The organism is Enterococcus hirae ATCC 9790 (assembly GCF_000271405.2).
Classification (GTDB): Bacteria; Bacillota; Bacilli; order Lactobacillales; family Enterococcaceae; genus Enterococcus_B; species Enterococcus_B hirae.
Map to the genome: position 1 here is coordinate 1,394,846 of NC_018081.1, position 22,109 is coordinate 1,416,954.

Here is a 22,109-nt window from a genome sequence, read left to right on the forward strand (position 1 = left end):
GGTTCAATGTGATGCGATAGGTTCAATGTTATCATTTTTGTAAAAAAACAGTTGTTCATCTTATTCATCTATTATAAAGGATAAACAAAAGAAAGGATAAGCAAAAGAAAGGATAAGCAAAAGGAGTGTCTAAGAAACAAAACACTCCTTTATGATTCTATTAACCGATCATTGAGATTGATTGTTATCATCAGATAGATTCTCTCGTTTTAAGCTTTGTTTCGCAACTGATATTTCTACATCTAGATCATCTAAATCTTCAGAGACAAATTGTTGATAGTCTTGAGCAATCAGATGTGCTAGTTGATCAATGATTTGTGAACTTTCTTCGAGCTTTTCGTAAGTCTGTTTGTTTTTGATTTCATGGTCGTTGATCTCAATATATTTATTGGTCAAATCGACTAAGTTTGGTAAGTGAGTATAAAGAAATTGACTTGCTTCGTGTAATCGGTTGGGCTCTTTCACCAATGCTTTGAAGAGTGCTTTGGCCGCCTTCACTGTATCGTGACGAAGATCGACAGCTTTTAGTTTGGCTGTTTGTTGCATGTTTTGTTGCAATTGTTCAATTTCGACTTTCGTTTGATTCATTGTCTGTCTAAAGAAAGTAATCTCACTAGGTGTCATCCCGCTTTTTGTATAATGTGATTCAAGTTCATCAGATAAATCGGGCATTTCATTTTTTGCTGATTTTTTCTTGCCAGAGCCAAAGATTCCCCAAATCACTAAAGCTGCACCGATAATCAAAATGACTGTTACTAAAGAAAAGTGACCTTGACGAATCAAAAGAAACACCAACAATAGACCTAAGATCCATCGCCAATTTAATTTTCGCATAATAAGCCCTCCATATATATTCCATCCATTTTAAGTAATGAAGCGTTGTTCTCATTTCCACCCTTATTTTAGCACACTCAACCTAAGAAAGAGTATGGGACTAAAGGAGGATTTTGTAGATTTAGAGAATTTCTAAGGTTTAGTTATGGTAAACTAAAAGAAAACTCTAGAAAAATTGAAAAGTAAACGAAAAGCGGGTATTATTACAAAGAAAGTGGGAGAAAGATGCTTGAATATGAGCAATTTGAAGAAAAAACGATCGAACGAAAGGAAATCTATCACGGAGCAATCATCGATGTTGCAGTAGATGACGTCCGCCTGCCAGATGGAAAACTTGCCAAACGTGAATTAGTGTTTCATCCGGGTGGTGTAGGGATCATCGCATTTGATGATCAGAATCGTTTATTATTAGTGAAACAGTTTCGGAAACCATTAGAAAAAGTGATTTTGGAGATCCCTGCTGGGAAAATCGATCCAGAAGAAAGCCAAACACCGGAACGTACCGCTGCAAGAGAACTGGAAGAAGAGACTGGGTATCGGGCAAGAAAGCTCAAACATGTTTCATCTATGTATCTTTCACCAGGATTTGCAAATGAGATCATGCATATTTATCATGCGATTGATTTACAGAAAGTAGAGAATCCGTTGGCTCAAGATGAAGATGAGGTGCTTGAATTATATGCACTGACTTTCGCAGAAGCTAAACAAGCAATAGATGATCAACTGATCTGTGATGCGAAAACCATGTATGCGATCCAATATTGGGAGCTATTGATTAAAGGAAAGTAGAGGGATCGGCTGATGGCCAAAGGACCGCTGATTACGAGAAGTGAATTACGTAAACGACAGCAGGCGCAAGCCCAAGAGTCATTAAAACGGCAAAGAAAAGAAGAGGCTGCTTATCAGCAAGAAGAAAAGAAAATTGCTAGTTTTTATCGAAAGGAACAAAAACGGAACAAACCTATCACAAAAACAAGAATCGGTGAACGTGAAAAAACGACGAAGTGGAATTCATTTTTGATGAAATCCTTGATTATTGTTATTCTATTATTGTGTGTCGTATTTTTTGCGGTCGCATTTATTTAGAAAGAAGGAAAAAGCTATGAAAATCGGTATTATCGGTGCAATGGAAGAAGAAATCAAAATTTTAAGAGAAAAGCTAAGTGAACCCTTGTCATGGGAACGAGCAGGAGCATTGTTCATTTCAGGCTCTTTAGGAAGACATGAAGTAATTGTGGTTCGTTCAGGGATCGGTAAAGTTTTGGCATCAGTCACTACTAGTTTATTGATCCAACAATATGGTGTGAATATGGTCATCAATACAGGTTCAGCGGGTGGTATCGGACAAGGGCTACAAGTAGGCGATATCGTAATCTCTGATAAAGTAGCTTATTTCGATGCAGATGCAACCGGATTTGGCTATAAGCCAGGACAAATACCAGGGATGCCGCTTTATTATGAAGCAAGTACGTATCTTCGCACAGAGATGGCAAGAGCAGCCAAAGCGATAGATCTGAATGTGAAAGAAGGCTTGATCGTTACTGGAGATACGTTTGTTGATTCTTCCGAAAAAGTAGAAGAGATTTTAACAAACTTTCCAGATGCGTTGGCTTGTGAAATGGAAGGAGCGGCTGTTGGACAAACGGCTCGTCAGTTCAATATTCCTTTCTTGATCGTTCGTGCGATGAGTGATACTGCTGATCATGCAGCGACACAAACCTTTGATGAGTTTATTGAAGATGCAGGGAAACGTTCTGCTGAGATGGTAATCGAATTTGTCAAACATCTTGTATAAGGAGCCCATTAATGAAAGCATTGATCTCGATTGATTACACGTATGATTTTGTGGCAGATGACGGGAAATTAACGACAGGTAAAGCTGGTCAAGTGATTGAACAAGCAGTGACGACTCACACGAAAAAGTTTATCGAAGAGGGAGACTTTGTGGTGTTTGCGATTGATGCGCATGACCCATCGGATAACTTCCATCCTGAAAATAAACTATTTCCTCCGCATAACGTGATTGGCACCAATGGTCGTGCCCTTTATGGTTCGCTACAAGCTGTTTACGAAAGAGCTCAAGAACAAGCCAATGTCTATTGGATTGATAAGCGGCATTACTCTGCTTTTAGTGGAACAGATCTAGATATTCGGCTCCGTGAGCGGGGGATCACTGAACTCTATTTGACTGGCGTATGTACGGACATTTGTGTGTTGCACACAGCTATTGATGCATATAATTTAGGCTATCAACTGTTTATTTTTGAAGATGCTGTAGCTAGCTTTGATCCAGTCGGTCATGACTGGGCACTACGTCATTTTGAAACAGTCCTCGGGGCAACGTTGATCAAGTAAATATATAATAAGCTTGTTAATGATTTGTGGGCCTAACTGGTTCATGAAGTAACCAGATCATTCTGTTGTACATTCTGTCGTACGATAGAGTAAGTCAATACGGAAAAATAAACCGAAGGGGGACTGGGACAAAGTTGTCTCAACCTCTTCTTCGGTTTATTTTCTTTCATAATTTTGTAAGATTTTTTAAGTCAATCAATCAGTATCCATTTTAAGCCGATGGTTCGATTCTTTTCCAATCGCTGAAATAGCGGCTTTTATTAGGAGATAAAGAGTTGGTTTGCTAGTTTGTGCTTATGAATGAGTGGCAATAACTTATAGGTAAGCAAACTAGCTACGAACACAAGTAAGATATCGCAACTTAAATCAATCAATGTCGAAACTGCTAGCACACTGTAAAGAACATTCGTTTCTTTAAGGTAAAAGAATAAAATCAAGCATTTATACAACAGACCGATTAAATAGAGATAAAGTAATCCTGAATAGTTAATGATCAGGATTTTTTTTAATGGGAGCCATTTTCTGCGCCAGAACAATTTTGACAGTGTAGCTTGAATCAGTGGGAAAGTTGCAAAAGATAGTAGAAAGCCAAAACTAGGTTTAAAAATATAAAAAATACCTCCGCCACTAGCAAAAATCGGTAATCCAATGAGCCCTAGGATCAAATAACTGAATGTGACAATGAGCCCGTATTTTGTTCCTAATAAAGGATAAATCAGATAAATCGTTATAATTTGTAAAGATAAATAATCGAATAGTGGTAACGGAATCACTAGTTTTGCTGTGATGATCAATAATGCCATCATCATCGCCATCATGGTGATATCTCGCCTATTTGTATACATTTAAATGCCACTCCTTACTAAGTTCTCTTTTTTTTGTTCTCGATTTTAACCAATGAGTTAAATCCTCTAAATAGGGTAATTTGCCAATTTGTGTGATTCCTGTCTTATCTGTCATCCATTGGCTTAAATCTTCCATGTCATTCTTTTCATTTGCTTTACTTGAATTAAAAACCAGACCTGCTATTGGAATGCTTTCGCTTTGTAATAAACTAGTCGTTAGCAACGTATGATTGATTGCACCTAAATAATTATCCGCAACGAGAATAACCGGTAATTGCAAAAGTTTGATCATGTCTAACATGGTTTGCGAGTCATTAATGGGAGAAAGCAGACCACCTGCTAATTCAAAAATCGTGGGTCGATTTTTTTTCAAGACAACATTTGCTTTTTCCTTCAAGACAAGTAGATCGATCCATTGATGTTCTTTTCTGCTAGCGATATGTGGAGAAGCTTCTAATGACATTGAATAGAAATGAACAATATTTTGTTTCTCAATATGGCAGGCTTGATAAAAATCTGTATCAGGAAACGGTCCTGTTTGGATCGGTTTCACGAGTAACGGTTCCTGATTTGTCAGATCACGTAAATATTCATAGAGTAAGACACTGATCACTGATTTTCCACAATCGGTATGAATCCCGCAAATAATATAATTATTCTTCATCACAGACACCAGCCACAACTAAACCTAAACGATCAAGCATTTTTTGATCTTCAGAAATAGGTGCTCCTTTCTCTGTCAAATAGTTGCCTAAAAAAATAGAATCCACGATCAATAAAGCAAATGGTTGGAGTTCTCCTAAATGAAACTCTCTTCCGGCACTTACCCTAAGTTCTGTAGCAGGGAATAGTAACCTCAGCATGGTTAAGATTTTTAAACATTTCATAGGGGTTAATTCATTGTGTTCCTCAAACATTGTTCCAGCAATTGGAAGTAAAAAATTGACTGGAACGGAATAAGGCTCTTGATCTTTTAAGTCAAAAGCCAGATCGACTAATTGTTCATCTGTTTCTCCCATGCCACAAATAAAACCAGAGCAAATATTCATTTCGTGCTGACGAAGTTTGTTTAATGTTTCTAACCGATCATCATAGGAATGGGTTGTTGTGATGTTTGGGTAATTATCTCGACTAGTATTAAGATTATGATTCAACCGATCTACTCCACACGATTTTAAATAATCAATTTGTTCCTCAGTAACTAAGCCAATGGATAAACAAATCTCAATCGACATTATGCTTTTGATCGTTTGAATTGCCTCACCTAAAAGGTGGATTTCTTTTTTTGATGGGCGTGTTCCGCTTAACGCAATGCAAAACACACTGGAATGATTCTTTTTAGCAATCAACGCTTTACGAATGATTTCTTTTTTGGGTAATAATCCATATGTTTCAATCGTTGCAGAACTTTTTTTTGATTGCGCACAATAACCACAATCTTCTCTACACAAGCCGCTCTTAGCATTCAGCAATGTATTCAGACGGATGATATTTTGTGACTTGTTTGTTTTGAGCTGAAGGGCTTGTGCATAATACCCCCATAAATTAGTTTTGTCTTTTAGTATCTCCAGACATGTTGTTTTTGTTAGCGGAACACAAGGTTCGAATAGATTTTCCATAAAAACACCTCTTTACTTTCGTTAACTAATTTTATTACAAAGGTTAACGAAAATAAAGAGGTAAATGAAAAGATGTAGTTTTATGACTATTTATGGTCGGAAAGAGTAGATAACAGTAGAGAACAGTGAAGGAAGATGGAAGAATTTATTTTTCTTTATTAAGTGGAGTTGGTTTGTGGGTAGTCAAAATGAGCTTGGTAGAAAAGTAAAGGATAATATTAAGAGAGGTTGAGAAAAAAGTGTTCAGCATCAAGAAATAAGAAGGAATTTCCGAAAATTGACAAGAAACACAAAAACTCGTTTTTGATGTTGATTGTTACCTACTTGGTGCTTCTCAAATTTTTGGTAAATTTCGGCAAATTTTCCGAAGATGCTACTTTTGTCTCACCGTGAACAAGAGGTCGTGAAAAGAGTGTTTTGACCTGAGCGCTCACCAAGTAAAAACTGCGACGAGTAATCGCAGGAGCATTAAGGATGGAAATCTCGAAACAGCTTCCCATGTTTTGAGATTTTTTGACTTATCGCCGAAGGTCAGCTCTTTGAACACCGTGAATTAGAGGTCGTGAAAACATCGGGTAGCTCTGATGACAATAAGAAAGAATTTTTTGAAACAGCTCCTCATGTTTTGAAAAATTCAGGCTTATTTCAAGGAGCTGATGTTTGAACACCGTTTAGCAAGAGGCTGTGAAAGAAGCGTTTAGCTCCGAGCGAATAAGAGAGGATTTTTTAAAATAGCTCCTCATATTTTAGAAAATCATCGCTTATTGTTGAGGAGTTGCTTCTTGAACGCCGTTTATTCGCTTTTAGAGATACTAGAAAAGACTGAGACAACTTTTGTCTCAGTCCCTCGTAAAGAGAAAATAGTGTTCAAACAACCGCTCCTTGAAATAAGTCAATTTTTTTATATGAGAGGTTGTTTCAAAAAATTTTCTTATTGCCATTGGAGCGTTTTTTAACTGTATTACCAGATATGCACTCGTTTTTCAGGTGGAAGATACATCGCGTCTTTTTCAGTGATCGCAAATGTTTCATAAAATTCCATCAAGTTTTGGGGTTGGATATTGGCACGTAATTTAGCAGGGGCATGAACGTCGATTTGTAACAACAATTGTTGGTATTCTTTTTTTGCTTTTGTCCGCCAAATCGTCGCCCAGCTGACGAAAAAGTCTGCTAGTGAGTGATCTGCTTCGGTTTTTGCTGCTTCTAAAGCACAACTTAGACCGCCCGCATCTGCGATATTTTCTGAAACAGTAAGCTTACCATTAACAGTACCATCAGCAAATGATAAGCCATCAAATTCTTCGATCATTGCTTGGGCTTTTTCTTGGAAGTGCGCTAGATCTTCTTCCGTCCACCAGTTATTTAAATTACCATATTCATCGAATAAGGCACCATTATTATCGAAGGCATGAGAGATTTCATGGGCGATGACAGCGCCGATCCCACCGTAGTTTGCTGAACTTGATTGTTCTAAACTGTAAAATGGTGCTTGTAAAATAGCAGCTGGAAAAACAATGACATTTCTGAAAGGGTGGTAATAGGCGTTGACTGTATCAGCGCTCATTTCCCATTCCGTCCGATCAACAGGTTGATTCCAGCGACCAAAACGTTCTTTCAATTCGATTTTGCTGAAGGCTAAAGCGTTGGAAAGCAGGGTTCCGCCTTCTTCTTGTGTCACTGTGTGGTACTTCGTATATAAAGCAGGGATTTGGTCTGGATAGCCGACCTGAACTCCTAGTTTATCTAATTTGATGATCGCTTTTTTTCGAGTAGTATCGCTTAACCAGTTGTTTTTTTCTAAACGATCTTTATAGACAGAGATCATTTTTTCGATCATATGCTCAACATCTTTTTTGGCCGCTTCACCAAAGTATTTTTTGCCATAATAATCGCCAACGACTTGGTCAAATTGACCTGAAGCTAAGTAATAGGCAGCTTTTTTCTGCGGCATGGCTTCATCTGTGCCTGAGAGTGTCCGTGAGAAGATTCCGCTGATTTGTCTAAAGTCTTCTGATAGATAGCTACTCAACGAACGAATCGTTCGGACGATCATCCAGCTTTTGATCAATTGAAAATGTTCTGTGGTTAGTAGTTCGCCTAACTGTTCAAAATAAACAGGATCCGTCACGATTACTTTATCCGGTGTGGTACCAATCAATCCCACTGTCAACTTTTCTAGATCCAGTTTATCGGTATAGTGGATGAAGGTGTCAAATGACCGGGGATTGTACATTTTGCTGTAATCCGCTTTTTCTTCCGCACTTTTAACATGAGGCGCAACCAATCGATCAAATTGGATAGCTTGTTCAACGATTGCCTCTGCTTGGCTTTTTTCTTTTCCGGTTAATTCAACGAGTTGGACCATCATATCAAAGAAAACGCCTAATAGTTGCGCACCATTTGGATGTTCTGCAGTATAGTAAGTTTTGTCAGGTAAAAATAATGAAGGGGGATAAGCAAATAATGCGTTTGTTTGTGCATTTTTCATATCCGCATCGACATCTAAGCTAAACGGTAAAGGTAAACTATCCAATGTCCAAGTAGGAAATTGTTGGTTCAAGTCTTCAAAAGAATCGATTTTTTCAATTCGTTCAATTAAAGGAAGCAATGGTTTAGCAGCTAACTGATTTCTTCGATCATAATCATTAGCTAATTGATAAAAATGAAGAAAGTGACGCATCATATCTGATTGGACTTTATCAGGTTCAGCCAGCATATGATCAATGTCTGTCATCAAAAGATCATCGATACCGTCAACTAAGTCCTGGAAACCGCCAGTGGCTGGTTTATCAGCGGGGATCTTGGCTGTTTTTAGCCATTCTTCATTCACAGCTTCAAAAAAGTCTTGCTTTATAAGTTCTTTGTTCATTCGGTTATCGCTCCTTTTTATCTAATGTTCCTATTATCATATAAAAACAGCGAATAAACAAATAGAAAGAGGAAAGAAGCACTTGTGGGGTCTTGCCGTAGTCACAGCAGAACTAGTCTATCTGATTTGTTTTTCTCCTTATTTCACTTATAATAAAAAAGACGGAGGTGATTCGTTCTTGAAAACTGTATTTGAACAATCAATCGAATGGAATCTCGATGGTATCAAGAAACGGTTAAGCGCTGTGGAACAGTTGGCGATGAAGGATGAAGAAAAGGGTTACGCTTTAATTTTTGAAGATGGTAGTTATGTCATCCTAGATCAAAACAAACAACCAATAGAATACGGTCCTGCGAGCCACTCCTACCCAGATGCAAGAAAAGCTTATCAACTCGTACCGATGACTGAAGCAGAAGTCACCAATATTTCTCGTTGGCTTGCAGATGATCGTGAAAAAGCTTTGATTGCGCCAAAGGAAAACGGACAAGAACTTTTGGATTGTTGGGTGGGATTGCCTGAACAACGGTTTTTAAACTATAAAAATTGGCGGACACCGTCTGGCTATCTTTGTGGGACCTATGCTGCAACTGTCCTTATTGCTTATTACCAAGATTTTCAAAACGAATTGTTTTTCTCTCCAACGTTACGTGAAAAAGGAACGAAAGACCATGTGCAACTAAGTGAAGCATTACGCCAAGCGATCCAGCCGCTAGGACTTCCGACGGTTCCCGGTCAAGTCAGTCATGGTATCACGAAGTTTTTAAAACATACAGGAAATCGAGTGTCTGCTAGAAGTACGATGCTTGGTTCTTGGCAGCGAGCGACTAAACGGATTCGCCAAGGAAAACCTGTGATCTTAGGGGTGTTGAAAGTATTAGGGAGCACCTATGGCAATCATTGGGTCACTGCATATGCATATTATCAATCCTCTTCTGGAGAACGCTTTTACAAAGTTCATGACAACTGGGGCAACACGGATCAATTGATTCCTGCTAGTTGGTGTAATGGAACTGTTTCGCTGCCTTAAAAATTATTTACAGAAATTACCAGAAAAACTGGAAAAAATATGTTAAACTATCGAAGAAGAGAGAACAATAGGGAGGACAACATGAGTAAAAAGTATCAGGATGACACATTGAAAATCTTTAGCTTGAATGGAAATCGACCACTGGCAGAAAAAATTGCCAAGGTGTTTGGAACGGAGCTAGGAAAAAGTGTCGTAAAACAATTTAGTGATGGAGAGATCTCGATCAATATCGAAGAAAGTATTCGTGGGGATCATGTTTATATCGTGCAATCAACCAATCAGCCAGTTAATGATTATTATATGGAATTATTGATCATGATCGATGCGATGAAACGTGCCAGTGCAAAAACGATCAATGTTGTGTTACCTTATTACGGTTATGCCAGACAAGACCGTACAGCAAAACCACATGAACCGATCACAGCTAAATTGATTGCTAATTTGATCCAAGAAGCTGGCGCAACTCGTGTGCTGACATTGGATTTGCATACAGTTCAAGTCCAAGGATTCTTTGATATCCCTGTAGATAACTTATTCACAATGCCATTGTTTGCTCACTATTACCGAGAACTTGGTTTAACAGGTGACGATATTGTTGTCGTTTCACCAAAAAATAGTGGTGTCCAACGTGCAAGAAGTCTTTCTGAATATTTGAATAGTACATTGGCGATCGTGGATCACGCCGATGATGCAGATGAAAATAGTGGATATGTGATTGGTGATGTCCAAGGAAAAACATGTATCATGGTCGATGACATCTTGAATACTGGTGCAACGCTTGCTCGAGCTGCTAATGTTTTGAAAGAAAACGGAGCAAAAGAGGTTTATGCTTGTGCTTCACACGGCTTGTTGTCTGTTCCTGCAAAACAAATTTTAGATGATGCACCGATTAAAGATATCTGCATCACTGATTCTGTATTTACTCAAGAAGAACGTCATCCTAACAATTTAACGATTGTTACTTGTTCAGAGCTGATGGGAGAAGCGGTTAAACGAATTCATGAAAATACACCAATGAGTCCATTGTTCCGTCTAGAAGAAAAAGTATTTGATTAATCATTTTTTGTTAAGTGATGAAATAAAATTCGTTCGACAATCGTGGTAGCACGAATTGTCGAACGAATTTTTTTCTAAAAGTTGGGAAACTATCCTGGTTTAGTGATTGTTTCTTTGGTAACTTGCTTATTTTATGCTAGAATGTGCCTAGTTCTATTTGGAAGGGATGAAAGAAGTTGGAAAAAATCTATTTGGATCATGCAGCGACGACGCCCATGCATCCCTACGTCATTCAAGAAATGACCACAATGATGCAAGAAACCTTTGGGAATCCTTCGAGTATCCATGGCTTCGGCCGAATTGCTCATGAAAAGTTAGAAACAGCAAGACAACTTATTGCTGATAGTTTACAAGTCAATGATCATGAAATCATTTTTAATAGTGGAGGGACAGAAGGCGATAATACAGCGATCCTTGAAACGGCTTTTTCACGAAAAAAAGACGGGAATCATTTGATCACTACCGCTATCGAACATCCTGCTGTCTTGAATACAATGAAATATCTGGAAACACAAGGCTTTGAAGTCACGTATTTACCAGTAGATGAAAAAGGCAATATCTCACTAACTGACTTTGATGAAGCATTAAGTGATGAAACGATTTTAGTCTCGATCATGTTTGGGAATAATGAAATCGGGAATTTGATGCCAATCAAAGAAATCGGCGAACGGTTGCGGGAACACCCTGCTTATTTTCATACCGATGCGGTTCAAGCTTATGGGAATCAGACGATTCATCCAAGGGAGTTAGGTGTTGATTTACTTAGCATCTCTGCCCATAAAATCAATGGACCAAAAGGCGTAGGATTTTTATATAAAAAAGATGGCATAAATATTCCTTCACTACTTTTAGGTGGAGAACAGGAAGAGAAGCGGCGAGCAGGTACTGAAAATCTCGCAGGTATCTGGGGAATGGCGCAAGCGGTCAAGCTTCTAACCGCTGAAGAACGTGAAGCTCGAAGTGAAAAATATGCTGGATTCCAAGAGTTGATTTTGAATACCTTGGAAAAAGAAGGAATTTCTTATCAAGTCAATGGTGATTTAAACAACAAATTACCACATGTGTTAAACCTTCGATTACCTGGTGTTGCGAATGACTTACTTTTGATGAAGTTGGATCTTAATGGGATTGCGATATCTACTGGGTCAGCATGTACAGCTGGTAATATCGAACCTTCGCATGTGCTGGAGGCAATGTATGGGGAAGAGACACCAATCCTTAAAGAATCCATACGAATCAGTTTTGGTTACGGCAATACCAAAGAAGAAGTCCAACGTTTTCTTGATGTATTGATCCAATCAATCTAAGTTGGAAAAAACCTAGTAAATGATGCAAGAAACTTTTATAATAAAAGTAGAAATCAATTTACCGAGGTGAAAATCATGGCATTTGAAAAAACAGCCACAGTTTTAGGAGCAAAAACAAGTTATCGTTTACATCCAGATGCAAAACGTTACACTTTGAGAGACAATGGGTTTACCGAAACAAATGGCGGCAACTATCAGTTGATTCGTCCGCTAGATGCAACCCCACAAAGCAAAGAAGGGTTTAAACTAAAAATCACTGTTTCAAAGGATATCCAAACACTAAAAATGTCTATTACGACAGCTAACGGATTGAAAGCAGTCAATATTTTTAAAGACGACCGGCAAAAAATGAGTCAAGATAAATTTTATTTTTTGATGGATGGTATGATCAGCCGAGGATTATTTGAAAAAGTCTAAGGAAGTCGAACGTATCTATCATTGTTGCCAGTAAAAAAAGCAAAGAGAACAGCTAGTAAAGCTGATTTCTTTGCTTTTTTACTATCTATTGAAACGGGACAATCGCTAGAGAATAACCATTACTCTATTCTACTTTTGTCCACTCATCTAAGGATTTACCATTTTCATCAATGATTTCTAACCAGCTGTTTGTTCCACCGAAGTAGAGTAACAGACTTGCTTCATTGACGCTTTTGACGATAATATCTTTGCTCGTTTTATTTCCTACAATGCTATCTTTATAATCATCACGTAATTTATCCCCATATTTTGCCGCATAACTGACGGAACCGTCTTTATTTAAAGGAGCTTCCGCTAATAGTATAGCCCCCTTTTTGATCAATAATTCATTTCGACTGATCCAATAAAGCGTTGCCTGACTGTTTCTAAAATTAACGGTAAAAGGGATCTCACTAACTTCCTTTGTCCAACGATGTCTTGCTTTTGCCGGCTTTTTCTTTTGAGGACTGCTTTTTTCTAAAGAGTAACCAAATACTGCCAAGATTTTTGTGATTTCTTCGACTGGTTCCGCTAACTTTTTGACTTGTACTTGAGGGATCGTTTCTTTTGCGGAATCATCGATTTCTACTGTCAATCCCGTTGATTCTGCCTGTTCTTGAAGTAGGTAGCTTAGATGACTGGCTTCAAGATCCCAAGGAAGTTGAACCAATACGATGTGATCCCAACTTTTAGGTACCACGGTTTGACCGATTGCGATACATTGTTTGTTTTTGAAAAATAGATAAAGTGAATGATCAGGTAGAGCTGGTTTTTCTTTTGTGATAGTCATCTTCCCATGTTCATTTGGTAACGTAATCTCGATTGCTGAAGGAGTCAGAGTAGTATGAAAGCTGATAGGCATAATCAATACCTCCTGTTTTTCCTTAAGTTTACCATGATTTACTTGTGATTACTTTTTTCTAGCATTGTACACAATAGGCAATGAGAACAATGAATAACCGCTTTTTAGTTAAACAGACAATCACTTTTGCTAGAAAAAGAGCTAACATTTGTTTAATTCTTTGATGTTGTTTATTCTAAAAGAAAAAGACGTAAGAAGGGGTCAATATGAATTTTTTTATTAGTGATATGCACTTTTTTCATAAAAACTTATTAGGCAAAAATGATTTTGCCCCTCGTTTATTTGCTAGTGTGGAAGAAATGAATCAGCAACTAATCAATAGCTGGAATAAAGTTGTCAAAGAAACCGATCATGTGTATCACTTAGGCGATCTGGCGATGCACCCACAATATGAAAAAGGTAGCCAAGACATACTGGAGTTGGTGCAACAACTCAATGGGACAATCCATTTGATCAAGGGGAACCATGACAGCCGTGCTTTTTTCAGGTATTTAGAAAAACATGATCCAGGAAACAAGGTTGGTTCAAAAAAGTTTTATTTTTATGATGTCGGAACTATCATCAAATTCAATCATCAGCAATACTATTTGACTCATTATCCAATGTTGCTGGGATCAAACGATAGTATCTGTAATCTTCATGGACATATCCATCATTATAGTGTACCGATCGGTAATGATGTGAATGTCGGTGTAGATGCGCCAGAAAGAGAACTGTTGAAAGTGCAACAACCCTTTGGCACACCGTTATCAGAAGATGACATTGAAGAAATTTACGAAGCCAAACAACAAGAATTAGCACGTCTTCAACAAAAATAAGGACGTAAAACATTTCTGCTAGTCTAGAAAAAATAATCCTCTTAAGTTCGCTGTTAAAGCGAACTTAAGAGGATTTTTAATCATATGATGGATAGTGATTTTTTTGTTCAGTCTAGTCCTTATAAAATGCAATAGACATATTGACCATTGTCATTATACCCTTTAGCGACTGTGGCGGTACCTTGATTTAGTTTGCTCACGTCTTGCGCGATATCTTTTGAATAAACGATCAAAGTTTTTTCTGTCGTATGTTGATTCAACCAATCGATCCCGTAATCAACAGTTTGGTTCTTGATGATATTGTTGTAATATTTGCCATATTTTTCTTTAGCTTCTGCGGTCATATGGTAATCATAATTCAGACCGTAGCCATTTCGGTAAGCGACGGCGGTTGAAAAAGAACCATGGAATCGCAAATACGTCGCATAACGATAGGTGCCATTTTCTAGTTTAACTAAGGCGTAAAAATGATTGTAGAAATAATACCAGCCACCCGCCATTTTATTATGAGCAACATCGGCATTTAAAGGATTGGGGTTGCTCAAGTTATATAGTTCATAGATCGACAAGTTCTCCGTATAATCAAATCGTTGTTGAGTAAAAGCCGGTGGCGTATGAATGATTTGATTGACTTGATACCCTTTGATTGGGTGGGCTTTTTTATCGATCTTCGTATAACTCGGATTGTAACTTAAGTGATTGAAATCAGTCGTGATATCTGAAGAATAGACGATCTCGAAGGAACAGTGTGTGTAGGTATTGATCCAGTTCATCACATAGTTTGGGATGTCTTCGGTCGCAATCATTTTTGGAATCACCGGGATTTTGGGATCTGCATATTTTTGTTCGGCTTCTTTAGTTAACTGGAAGTTGGCAAAAGCATTTAATTGCGCCACCACTTTCCCAAAAACATTACGACCTAAAGTTAATTCCGTGCTTCGGTAAGGTTTCTGGGTGTTTTGGTCGATGGCGATGAAGTAATAGTCATTTCTTAGGTTGTATATATTTGAATTGGATCTGAAAGTAAAGTCGGCTACTTTTTCATCGGGTCCTCCGATTGGTGAGCTAATAACATTTTGCAAGTAATATTGATAATCTACAAAGGAAGGGCTGGTTTTTTCAACTTTATCCGAACGTAAGATATCATTTGGTGTTACACCAGGTTCATTAAGTAAATCATCAGTTTCTAAATCAATCCCTTGAAAATTAGGATAATATTCTGGGGTTCTATCATCAATTCTACCATCTGGGGTCGCATTCATGTAAGCAGCCCAAACAAGTGTGGAACAATACCAATTTTCTCTGGAAGATAAACGATTCTTATGTTGAAGAAAATCTATTGATATATGATAAGGCTTGCCTAATTGACTGCGCATAAATTGAATGGCTGCATTTTTTTGCAAAGCAGTAGCTTCCGGGACTCGTAAAATTGTTGCTTCAGTATAATCAAATCGTTGATCATCTAATACTCCATAGACCACTCCACCTGCCTTATCTGGAAGATCATCACTTTTACTAGTCGCTTCGATAGTTCTAATATATCGGGAAGTTTCTGCTTTCCCATTAATCATATGGGTTTCTTCATAAATTCCTTCGACAATCATCACATGATGAAGAAAGTAGGGAGTTGCTGGGACTTCAGCCCGATTTTTCTCAAAAATAATGTCCCCTGGTTGCACGGTATTCAATAAATCATAGGTTCCGTAAGTTGGCTTTTCTTCAAAAGTAATATTGTCTAATGAATTGCCGATATTAAAGGACCACAACGGAGCAATTTTCGCTAAACGTTCTGCTTCTGCTGGTAAATATTGGTCGTTGACGGATTGCAGATACTCTTTTAATTGGTCTTCGTCTGACAAGGTATCTTTCAAGGTGGTTTGCTGATAATAATTAGCGGTGAATTCTTCAAAGGTTTGATCAAAGGAAGCGTATTCATTTTTGAAAAAATCATAGTATTCAGTCAGTTGTTCATCAGTTGTGGTATCGCCATGGGCGTCGGTGACAGGAACAGCAAACAAAAGTGTCCATAAAAAGGTGACAATAAAAAATAATTTAAATTTCACGGGTATTCCTCCTAATTTTTATGATAAAATAATAACATATGAAAAATAATCTAGCATCTATAAAAACTTGTTATTTTTGTTTTTTATTGACGTGAAATACGAAGACATAACAGCTAGAATGGAATAAATTAAAATAAGATTGTAAGCGTTGTTATTTTGTTTTTATGATAAATACAGAGTATTTTTGTTGTTTTTTTAGCTTTTATTTAGGGTTTTATAGAAGGGGGTAATAAAAAAAGTGTAACCTAGTTAATGTGTATAATGATTATTTGTTATTAAATTTTAGGTTTTATTTAATTTAAGATAACATTTTTTAAACAAATAAGTTTAACCTTTTTGCTGAATCTAGATTTTGTAATCGATTATTTCTAGAAAAAATGGTAAAAGGGTAGTTTTTTAATAAATGTTTTTTTCACAGATTATGATAATTCTATTTTACTTTGTTCATTAATATAAAAGGAGAAGATGAGAATGAAGGCTTATCTAGTTGGTTTGGTGCTATCCATGTCAGTGTCTCTTGGGTGTGTGATAGCGCTTTACATGTATTATCTTGTTCTTAAAACTTTGGTTCCGTTCTTTCTTATCATGGTGTCAGGATTGATCGGTCTATTTTTTGCTACATTTTTAAAAAATTAGTTAGGAAAATAAAAAAGGAGTGGTACAAATGCTATCGCTAGACAGTAAAACGTGTATAAAGGTTTCAAGAAATTTCTTAATCGGTAGTTTTTTCTTAATGATGTTGATGATTGTTGGTTTGCTTGGTAAAGTTAATGGATTTATTCCGTTAAGTGATCTTCCAGAAGGAAGTCTGATGATTTTCTATTATCTTAGCTGTTTGCTCAGTGGTCTCAGTTTGATTTTTTCTACAGGTACGCATTCAAAAATTTTAAAACGGACAGCGGCGATTATTCATTTTAGTAGTGTTTATTGGTTTTCTCTCTTTATTTTTGCTTTTCTTTTCCATGTACTTTTTTTAATCGTTCTTTATTTGTTCCTAGCTATCGTTTTACTGACAGCAAGCAAGCAGAAATGGCTAGCGATCACTTTCTTCGGGATACCGATGATTATTTCAATTGGCTTTTTTATCAAGCTCAATTACGAACTAATCCTTTATGGGGGGGAATGGTCATGGGACACCATTGGATACATAGTCATTCTTCATTTATCAGGTTTAAGTGGTCTGATTCTTTCAACGCAACTCGATAAGGGAAAAGCCAAGTGGATACTTTTGGGTATTAATTATTTATTTGCAACTTATTACCATATCTACATCTTTCTTCAGTGAGACGTCTTACATACATATCGAGTACTGGAAAGGGAAGTGGCTTGCTAGAATATAAAAAGGTTTTTTGTTAGAAAGGAGTAGTGTGGATGTTGTCGCTAACAAGTAAGACCTGTACGAAGTATTCCATGATTTTCTTCGTCTGTAGCATTTTTCTAGGTACATTATTAGTAATGAGGGGCTCTGTTGGGATAATTGTGAAATCTTTTCACAATCTTTCAGAAGTAAGTTTAGTGTTAATCTATTGTCTTTGCTTTTTACTCAGTGGACTTAGTTTGTTGTTTTCTACCGGAGTGTATGCCACCCCTTTAAAAAAATGGACAGCTATCGTTCATTTTGGCTGTCTTTATTGGGTTTTATATATTTTTATCGGTTTTATTGGCATTCAAAGATATGATTTAATTGCCTATTTGCTACTAACAATTTGGCTACTGAAAAAAAAGGATGAGAAACGCGAGGCGATCATTTGTTTGGGATTGCCAATGGCTTTGTCAGTCGGACTTTTTATAGAGATCAGTCTTGTGTTCATCTATTATCTTTGTTGTTTACTCAGTGGACTCAGTTTGCTTTTTTCTACTGGTGTACATTCAAAACTTTTAAAAAGATGGGCAGCTTTCATTCATTTTGCTTGTATTTTTGGAGTCGTATTTATTTTTATCGGCTTTGTTAGTATTGCAAGATTTGATTGGCTTATTGCGCTAATTGTTTATTTGCTACTATCTATCTGGTTACTGAAAACAAAAGATCAGAAACGAGTAGCGATCATTTGTTTAGGATTACCAATGATCTTGTCAGCTGGCTTTTTTATCAGGGTCCACTACAGTTATCTTACCTCTGGGGATTATTTGCGTACGCTTGGATTTTTGATTTTACTAAGTTTGTCTGGGGTGGTTGGTCTTATTCTTGCGGCGAACCTCAAGAACGAGAATAGAAAAGTCAAGTGGGTTCTCTTAGGGATCAATTATTTTTTTGCAACCTATTTCCATATCGTCGTTTGGATTTTTGGTCTATAACTATCAGGTATTTGACAAAGGCAAGTGTTTAGGAGAGATGAGTATTCTTATTAAAAATACTAAAAAATGTGTTTGAAGAATGAAAAGGAGAGAAGAAAATGATCCCATTAAAAAGTAAAACCTGTACCATCATTTCATTTGTTTTGTTAGCGTTATCTTTTAGTGTTGCTTATGTTGGCTATATCCAAACAGATGAGCTTAATTTTCTATTGTTAGTGAGGATTACGTGTTGGTTATTAGGTGGCGCTAGCCTTTTCTTTGCTACCAAGATCAAATCTAATTATCTAAAAATAGTAGTGATCCTTCTAAATTTTATCAGTCTCTATAATTGGCTGTATAGCTGGCTTGATAACTGGTTTGATATTTGGCGAAGATTTAATTGAATCGGTTTGGCATTTTTAAAAATTATTGAAGGAGAAAAGATGAAAAAAATAGTTGACCATAAAGGGCTATGTCTTGCTATGATTCTATCGACTAGTTGTTTCCTAACGCTGTACCATATTTATGATTTTTACTTAGATATCGAAGGGTTATTTTTAGAATTATTGATGATTATTCTTGGTATTACAGGAATTTACTTATCAATGAAGATCCGACAGACACGTTGGCGATGGTTCTTATTAGGGATCAATTACTTCTTTGCTACTTATTTTCACGTGGTCTTTCTGCTCTACATAATTTTTGATTTATAAGGATAAATTGACGAATGAAAACGGTTGAAATGGATCAACTGTTTGTATAAAAAGTGAGAAAAATAAATGTAAACGAAAAAAGTCTAGACGATAAAAAAGGAGATGTATGAATGTTTCTAGAAAAAAGTAAAACCTGTATGATTGTTTCGTTAAGTTTATTAGGCATTTGTATTATTTTAATTGCTATGCCCGTCGTTAGAAAAGAACAAGCAATATGGTTGGTCTTATTCTTGTTGCACAACTCGAGGATGGAAAAATCAAGTGTGCATTAGTAGGCATTAGTTACTTCTTTGCTACTTATTTTCACGTGGTTCTTTTGATTAACGAAATTTTTTGGCTATAAGGAATAAGTTAGGAGTGGGGAAAAAGCAAAAAATTAATTGGCTAACAGGTAGTAATTAGTTCTTCACCACCTACTTTAAGCAATTTATTAATAGAAGGCTATATTTTTTAGGAATATTCCTTGGTTTTATTATGCTTATTGTACAAGATACAACGTTGATTTTCTTATGCGATCGATTGTTGCTTGTTGGAGATGGAGTAGAGGGAGCTTGCTTTTTTTGAAAGTATTGCTTCTCAAGGATTAAAAAGATTAGTGATTATACTTAATCTTATTTGTATCTATGGTTGGATTTGGCTTTATTGTCATAGCGGATGAAAGGAGGAAAAAAGTGAATAAAAAATTTTATTTAATATGTCTAGGTTTGTCTATGTTTTGGTCAATTAGTAGCTTAGTATGTGTGCATTTTTATTATGGAGTAAATAGCCCCCAAGGACTGTTTTTAATCATGAGTATGATTATACCTGGAATAATTGGGCTCTACTGCTCCACCAAGGTTAGCCATCAAAAAATAAGAGGGATCTTACTTTTTACCAACTATCTATTTTTTACATATTTCAATTTTATGCAACTTATGGAAATTATAGGTTATTTACTTAACTTTTTACAAAACAAATAAACAAAAAACATCACTTTTATTTCAAAGGAGAAAAAAGATGCCATCATTAAAATTAAAAAAAGCTACAATGCTAACATCGTTTTTGTTACTTAGTCCGATTGTTTTGACTAGTTTGTACTTCATTCCACGTATCAACAACTATCATTACGTCTTTTTTATATTCGTGATGATGAGTTGTTGGATCATCGGAGGGGTTAACTTGTTTTTATCCACAAAAATTGAATCCAAATTCTTAAAAAGAATCATTATTTTCCTTAACCTAATCTGTATTTTGGGCTGGCTTTTTTTGGGGGGTGAAAAAAATGATACAAATTGAAAAGAAGAAAAATCATTTTATTTAACGTATCAGGTATATCTTTTAACAAAGATGGTGCTATTAATCCTCAATTATTTGTTTGCTACTTATATTCTTTCCTTACGCTTATTTTCTTCATGTGGATAGTCTTTAACTATGATCAATCGACTGAACAAAAGCAAATGATAGAAAGACGATTCCAATTTTCTTTTTTTAAAAGTGATTAAAAGGCTATACTGATACTTTGATAAATAAGGGATGAAATTTTCAAGAATATATCGTATAATGTAAAGCACTGAAAAGTTGCGACCTTCAACTCGTAGATGATTTCAGAAAATCTAATTGAAATGATGGTGATACCATGAAAGACAACAGCAAGACACGTGTTGTCGTTGGGATGAGTGGCGGTGTCGACTCATCTGTAACAGCACTTTTACTAAAGGAACAAGGCTACGACGTCATTGGGATCTTTATGAAAAACTGGGATGACACGGATGAAAATGGTGTATGTACAGCTACGGAAGATTATAAGGATGTAGCGAAAGTTGCTTCACAAATCGGGATTCCTTATTATTCTGTCAATTTTGAAAAAGAATATTGGGATCGTGTATTTGAATATTTCTTAGCTGAATACCGAGCAGGACGGACACCTAATCCAGATGTGATGTGTAATAAAGAAATCAAATTTAAAGCATTTTTAGATTATGCGATGGATCTAGGTGCTGAATACGTAGCGACTGGGCATTATGCGCAAGTAGTGCGTGACGAAAATGGCGTAGCACATATGCTTCGTGGTGTAGATAACAACAAAGATCAAACTTATTTCTTAAGCCAATTGTCACAAGAACAATTAGCGAAAACAATGTTCCCACTAGGTGGTATGGAAAAAACACAAGTACGTGAAATTGCGGAACGTGCAGGTTTAGCAACTGCTAAAAAGAAAGATTCCACTGGGATTTGTTTTATAGGCGAAAAGAATTTTAAACAATTTTTAAGTAATTATTTACCAGCTAAAAAAGGAAATATGGTGACACTTGATGGAGAAGTCAAAGGTCAACATGCTGGATTGATGTATTACACGATCGGTCAAAGACAAGGCCTAGGGATTGGTGGTGGCGGTGCATCACAAGAACCTTGGTTTGTAGTCGGAAAAGATCTTGCAACGAATACGTTATATGTAGGACAAGGATTTCATCATCCTGCCTTATATGCAACAAGCCTTGATGCGAGCGAAATCCATTTTACAACGAATGAACCAATGCCAAAGGAATTTAAATGTACAGCTAAATTCCGCTACCGCCAACAAGATGTGCCGGTAACGGTTCGGTTATTAGAAGGCGATCGTGCCGAAGTGATTTTTGATGAACCTGTACGGGCGATCACACCAGGTCAAGCTGTCGTCTTTTATGATGGAATGGAGTGCCTTGGTGGTGGCTTGATTGATCATGCCTACAATAAAGAAAAAGTCTTGCAATATGTGTAAATCTTGCTTGCGAACAGCTCTTTGAACAACTTTCTTTTGTTAGAAGAACAAGAAAAGAGTTAAGACAAGTTTAGTTCTGAGAAATAAGCCGAAGAATCCGAAAATAGTTTCGCCTATTTTTGGTATTCCTCGGTTTTTTTTGCTAGAGTGTCTTCTGAAATATCAGTAAGGGGTTTTTGAAGCAAAGAGTTTTCAGATTTTTGTCTAATAATTTTTTCTGAAGAAAACAGTGTCAGGCGACTTTTTCAACAGGCGGTTCTATCTATTTGAAAGC

General features: G+C 36.6%; 21 protein-coding genes. 14 read left to right on the top strand and 7 right to left on the bottom strand.

Annotated elements, in window-relative coordinates; genetic code table 11:
- Positions 1-168: 168 nt before the first annotated feature.
- Entirely contained in the window at positions 169-834 is a 666-nt protein-coding gene (locus tag EHR_RS06645; RefSeq protein ID WP_010737126.1) for a 5-bromo-4-chloroindolyl phosphate hydrolysis family protein, read from the bottom strand.
- Positions 835-1,059: 225 nt separating this feature from the next.
- Between EHR_RS06645 and EHR_RS06650 the strand changes: the two genes are divergently transcribed.
- From EHR_RS06650 to EHR_RS06665, 4 genes are read left to right on the top strand one after another with little or no spacing between them, the layout of a single operon-like run.
- A complete protein-coding gene (locus EHR_RS06650) occupies positions 1,060-1,623 on the top strand; it encodes an NUDIX hydrolase (RefSeq protein WP_010737127.1) in 564 nt (187 codons plus the stop codon).
- Positions 1,624-1,635: 12 nt separating this feature from the next.
- Positions 1,636-1,920: a cell wall synthase accessory phosphoprotein MacP gene (gene macP, locus EHR_RS06655; RefSeq protein ID WP_010720826.1), complete on the top strand. Its 285-nt coding sequence runs from the start codon at positions 1,636-1,638 to the stop codon at positions 1,918-1,920.
- A gap of 16 nt (positions 1,921-1,936) precedes the next feature.
- Positions 1,937-2,629 carry a 5'-methylthioadenosine/adenosylhomocysteine nucleosidase gene (locus EHR_RS06660; protein ID WP_010737128.1) on the top strand — a complete coding sequence of 231 codons (693 nt, stop codon included), beginning with the start codon at positions 1,937-1,939 and terminating at the stop codon, positions 2,627-2,629.
- A gap of 11 nt (positions 2,630-2,640) precedes the next feature.
- Entirely contained in the window at positions 2,641-3,189 is a 549-nt protein-coding gene (locus tag EHR_RS06665) for a cysteine hydrolase family protein (protein WP_010737129.1), read from the top strand.
- Between the two features lie 260 nt (positions 3,190-3,449).
- On the opposite strand, the gene EHR_RS06670 is transcribed toward EHR_RS06665, so the two are convergent.
- From EHR_RS06670 to EHR_RS06685, 4 genes are all read right to left on the bottom strand, one after another.
- Positions 3,450-4,034: a biotin transporter BioY gene (locus EHR_RS06670; protein ID WP_010737130.1), complete on the bottom strand. Its 585-nt coding sequence runs from the start codon at positions 4,032-4,034 to the stop codon at positions 3,450-3,452.
- Positions 4,021-4,698: a dethiobiotin synthase gene (gene bioD / locus EHR_RS06675; protein ID WP_014834453.1), complete on the bottom strand. Its 678-nt coding sequence runs from the start codon at positions 4,696-4,698 to the stop codon at positions 4,021-4,023. Before bioD ends, EHR_RS06670 begins: the two co-directional genes overlap by 14 nt.
- Positions 4,688-5,653, bottom strand: a complete 966-nt coding sequence (gene bioB, locus EHR_RS06680; RefSeq protein WP_010737132.1) for a biotin synthase BioB — start codon at positions 5,651-5,653, stop codon at positions 4,688-4,690. Before bioB ends, bioD begins: the two co-directional genes overlap by 11 nt.
- Positions 5,654-6,614: 961 nt before the next feature.
- Complete coding sequence (locus EHR_RS06685) at positions 6,615-8,522, bottom strand: M13 family metallopeptidase (RefSeq protein WP_010737133.1); 1,908 nt, start codon at positions 8,520-8,522, stop codon at positions 6,615-6,617.
- A gap of 121 nt (positions 8,523-8,643) precedes the next feature.
- Between EHR_RS06685 and EHR_RS06690 the strand changes: the two genes are divergently transcribed.
- The 4 genes from EHR_RS06690 (at position 8,644) to EHR_RS06705 (ending at position 12,329) form a co-directional block, all read left to right on the top strand.
- Positions 8,644-9,549 carry a dihydrolipoamide dehydrogenase gene (locus tag EHR_RS06690; RefSeq protein WP_369904290.1) on the top strand — a complete coding sequence of 302 codons (906 nt, stop codon included), beginning with the start codon at positions 8,644-8,646 and terminating at the stop codon, positions 9,547-9,549.
- 81 nt (positions 9,550-9,630) lie between these two features.
- The gene (locus EHR_RS06695; protein WP_010720818.1) at positions 9,631-10,605 is read left to right on the top strand and encodes a ribose-phosphate diphosphokinase; all 975 of its coding nucleotides are present in this window, start codon (positions 9,631-9,633) and stop codon (positions 10,603-10,605) included.
- Positions 10,606-10,781: 176 nt separating this feature from the next.
- A complete protein-coding gene (locus EHR_RS06700; protein WP_010737135.1) occupies positions 10,782-11,912 on the top strand; it encodes a cysteine desulfurase family protein in 1,131 nt (376 codons plus the stop codon).
- 75 nt (positions 11,913-11,987) lie between these two features.
- Positions 11,988-12,329: a DUF1831 domain-containing protein gene (locus EHR_RS06705; protein ID WP_010720816.1), complete on the top strand. Its 342-nt coding sequence runs from the start codon at positions 11,988-11,990 to the stop codon at positions 12,327-12,329.
- Positions 12,330-12,453: 124 nt separating this feature from the next.
- On the opposite strand, the gene EHR_RS06710 is transcribed toward EHR_RS06705, so the two are convergent.
- Positions 12,454-13,230 carry a BAR domain-containing protein gene (locus EHR_RS06710; protein WP_010720815.1) on the bottom strand — a complete coding sequence of 259 codons (777 nt, stop codon included), beginning with the start codon at positions 13,228-13,230 and terminating at the stop codon, positions 12,454-12,456.
- 206 nt (positions 13,231-13,436) lie between these two features.
- On the opposite strand from EHR_RS06710, the gene EHR_RS06715 reads away from it, so the two are divergent.
- Positions 13,437-14,048 carry a metallophosphoesterase family protein gene (locus EHR_RS06715; protein ID WP_010737136.1) on the top strand — a complete coding sequence of 204 codons (612 nt, stop codon included), beginning with the start codon at positions 13,437-13,439 and terminating at the stop codon, positions 14,046-14,048.
- Between the two features lie 119 nt (positions 14,049-14,167).
- Here EHR_RS06715 and EHR_RS06720 read toward each other — a convergent pair whose 3' ends face one another.
- Positions 14,168-16,111 carry a YiiX/YebB-like N1pC/P60 family cysteine hydrolase gene (locus EHR_RS06720; RefSeq protein ID WP_010737137.1) on the bottom strand — a complete coding sequence of 648 codons (1,944 nt, stop codon included), beginning with the start codon at positions 16,109-16,111 and terminating at the stop codon, positions 14,168-14,170.
- 664 nt (positions 16,112-16,775) lie between these two features.
- On the opposite strand from EHR_RS06720, the gene EHR_RS06725 reads away from it, so the two are divergent.
- The 5 genes from EHR_RS06725 (at position 16,776) to mnmA (ending at position 21,835) form a co-directional block, all read left to right on the top strand.
- Positions 16,776-17,396, top strand: a complete 621-nt coding sequence (locus EHR_RS06725; protein ID WP_010737139.1) for a hypothetical protein — start codon at positions 16,776-16,778, stop codon at positions 17,394-17,396.
- Positions 17,397-17,626: 230 nt separating this feature from the next.
- A complete protein-coding gene (locus EHR_RS06730) occupies positions 17,627-18,406 on the top strand; it encodes a hypothetical protein (RefSeq protein ID WP_014834456.1) in 780 nt (259 codons plus the stop codon).
- 98 nt (positions 18,407-18,504) lie between these two features.
- Positions 18,505-18,789 (top strand): hypothetical protein, encoded by a 285-nt coding sequence (locus tag EHR_RS06735; RefSeq protein ID WP_010720808.1) that lies wholly within the window; start codon positions 18,505-18,507, stop codon positions 18,787-18,789.
- 39 nt (positions 18,790-18,828) lie between these two features.
- Positions 18,829-19,098 (top strand): hypothetical protein, encoded by a 270-nt coding sequence (locus tag EHR_RS06740; RefSeq protein WP_010737141.1) that lies wholly within the window; start codon positions 18,829-18,831, stop codon positions 19,096-19,098.
- Between the two features lie 1,615 nt (positions 19,099-20,713).
- Positions 20,714-21,835, top strand: coding sequence for a tRNA 2-thiouridine(34) synthase MnmA (mnmA, locus tag EHR_RS06755; protein ID WP_010720804.1), 1,122 nt, complete (start codon positions 20,714-20,716; stop codon positions 21,833-21,835).
- Positions 21,836-22,109 lie beyond the last annotated feature (274 nt).

Excerpts from the sequence above, each read along its gene's own strand:
- EHR_RS06645 (WP_010737126.1), bottom strand. The coding sequence starts at position 834 with ATGCGAAAATTAAATTGGCGATGGATCTTAGGTCTATTGTTGGTGTTT.
- EHR_RS06650 (WP_010737127.1), top strand. The coding sequence starts at position 1,060 with ATGCTTGAATATGAGCAATTTGAAGAAAAAACGATCGAACGAAAGGAA.
- macP (WP_010720826.1), top strand. The coding sequence starts at position 1,636 with ATGGCCAAAGGACCGCTGATTACGAGAAGTGAATTACGTAAACGACAG.
- EHR_RS06660 (WP_010737128.1), top strand. The coding sequence starts at position 1,937 with ATGAAAATCGGTATTATCGGTGCAATGGAAGAAGAAATCAAAATTTTA.
- EHR_RS06665 (WP_010737129.1), top strand. The coding sequence starts at position 2,641 with ATGAAAGCATTGATCTCGATTGATTACACGTATGATTTTGTGGCAGAT.
- EHR_RS06670 (WP_010737130.1), bottom strand. The coding sequence starts at position 4,034 with ATGTATACAAATAGGCGAGATATCACCATGATGGCGATGATGATGGCA.
- bioD (WP_014834453.1), bottom strand. The coding sequence starts at position 4,698 with ATGAAGAATAATTATATTATTTGCGGGATTCATACCGATTGTGGAAAA.
- bioB (WP_010737132.1), bottom strand. The coding sequence starts at position 5,653 with ATGGAAAATCTATTCGAACCTTGTGTTCCGCTAACAAAAACAACATGT.
- EHR_RS06685 (WP_010737133.1), bottom strand. The coding sequence starts at position 8,522 with ATGAACAAAGAACTTATAAAGCAAGACTTTTTTGAAGCTGTGAATGAA.
- EHR_RS06695 (WP_010720818.1), top strand. The coding sequence starts at position 9,631 with ATGAGTAAAAAGTATCAGGATGACACATTGAAAATCTTTAGCTTGAAT.
- EHR_RS06705 (WP_010720816.1), top strand. The coding sequence starts at position 11,988 with ATGGCATTTGAAAAAACAGCCACAGTTTTAGGAGCAAAAACAAGTTAT.
- EHR_RS06710 (WP_010720815.1), bottom strand. The coding sequence starts at position 13,230 with ATGCCTATCAGCTTTCATACTACTCTGACTCCTTCAGCAATCGAGATT.
- EHR_RS06715 (WP_010737136.1), top strand. The coding sequence starts at position 13,437 with ATGAATTTTTTTATTAGTGATATGCACTTTTTTCATAAAAACTTATTA.
- EHR_RS06725 (WP_010737139.1), top strand. The coding sequence starts at position 16,776 with ATGCTATCGCTAGACAGTAAAACGTGTATAAAGGTTTCAAGAAATTTC.
- EHR_RS06735 (WP_010720808.1), top strand. The coding sequence starts at position 18,505 with ATGATCCCATTAAAAAGTAAAACCTGTACCATCATTTCATTTGTTTTG.
- EHR_RS06740 (WP_010737141.1), top strand. The coding sequence starts at position 18,829 with ATGAAAAAAATAGTTGACCATAAAGGGCTATGTCTTGCTATGATTCTA.
- mnmA (WP_010720804.1), top strand. The coding sequence starts at position 20,714 with ATGAAAGACAACAGCAAGACACGTGTTGTCGTTGGGATGAGTGGCGGT.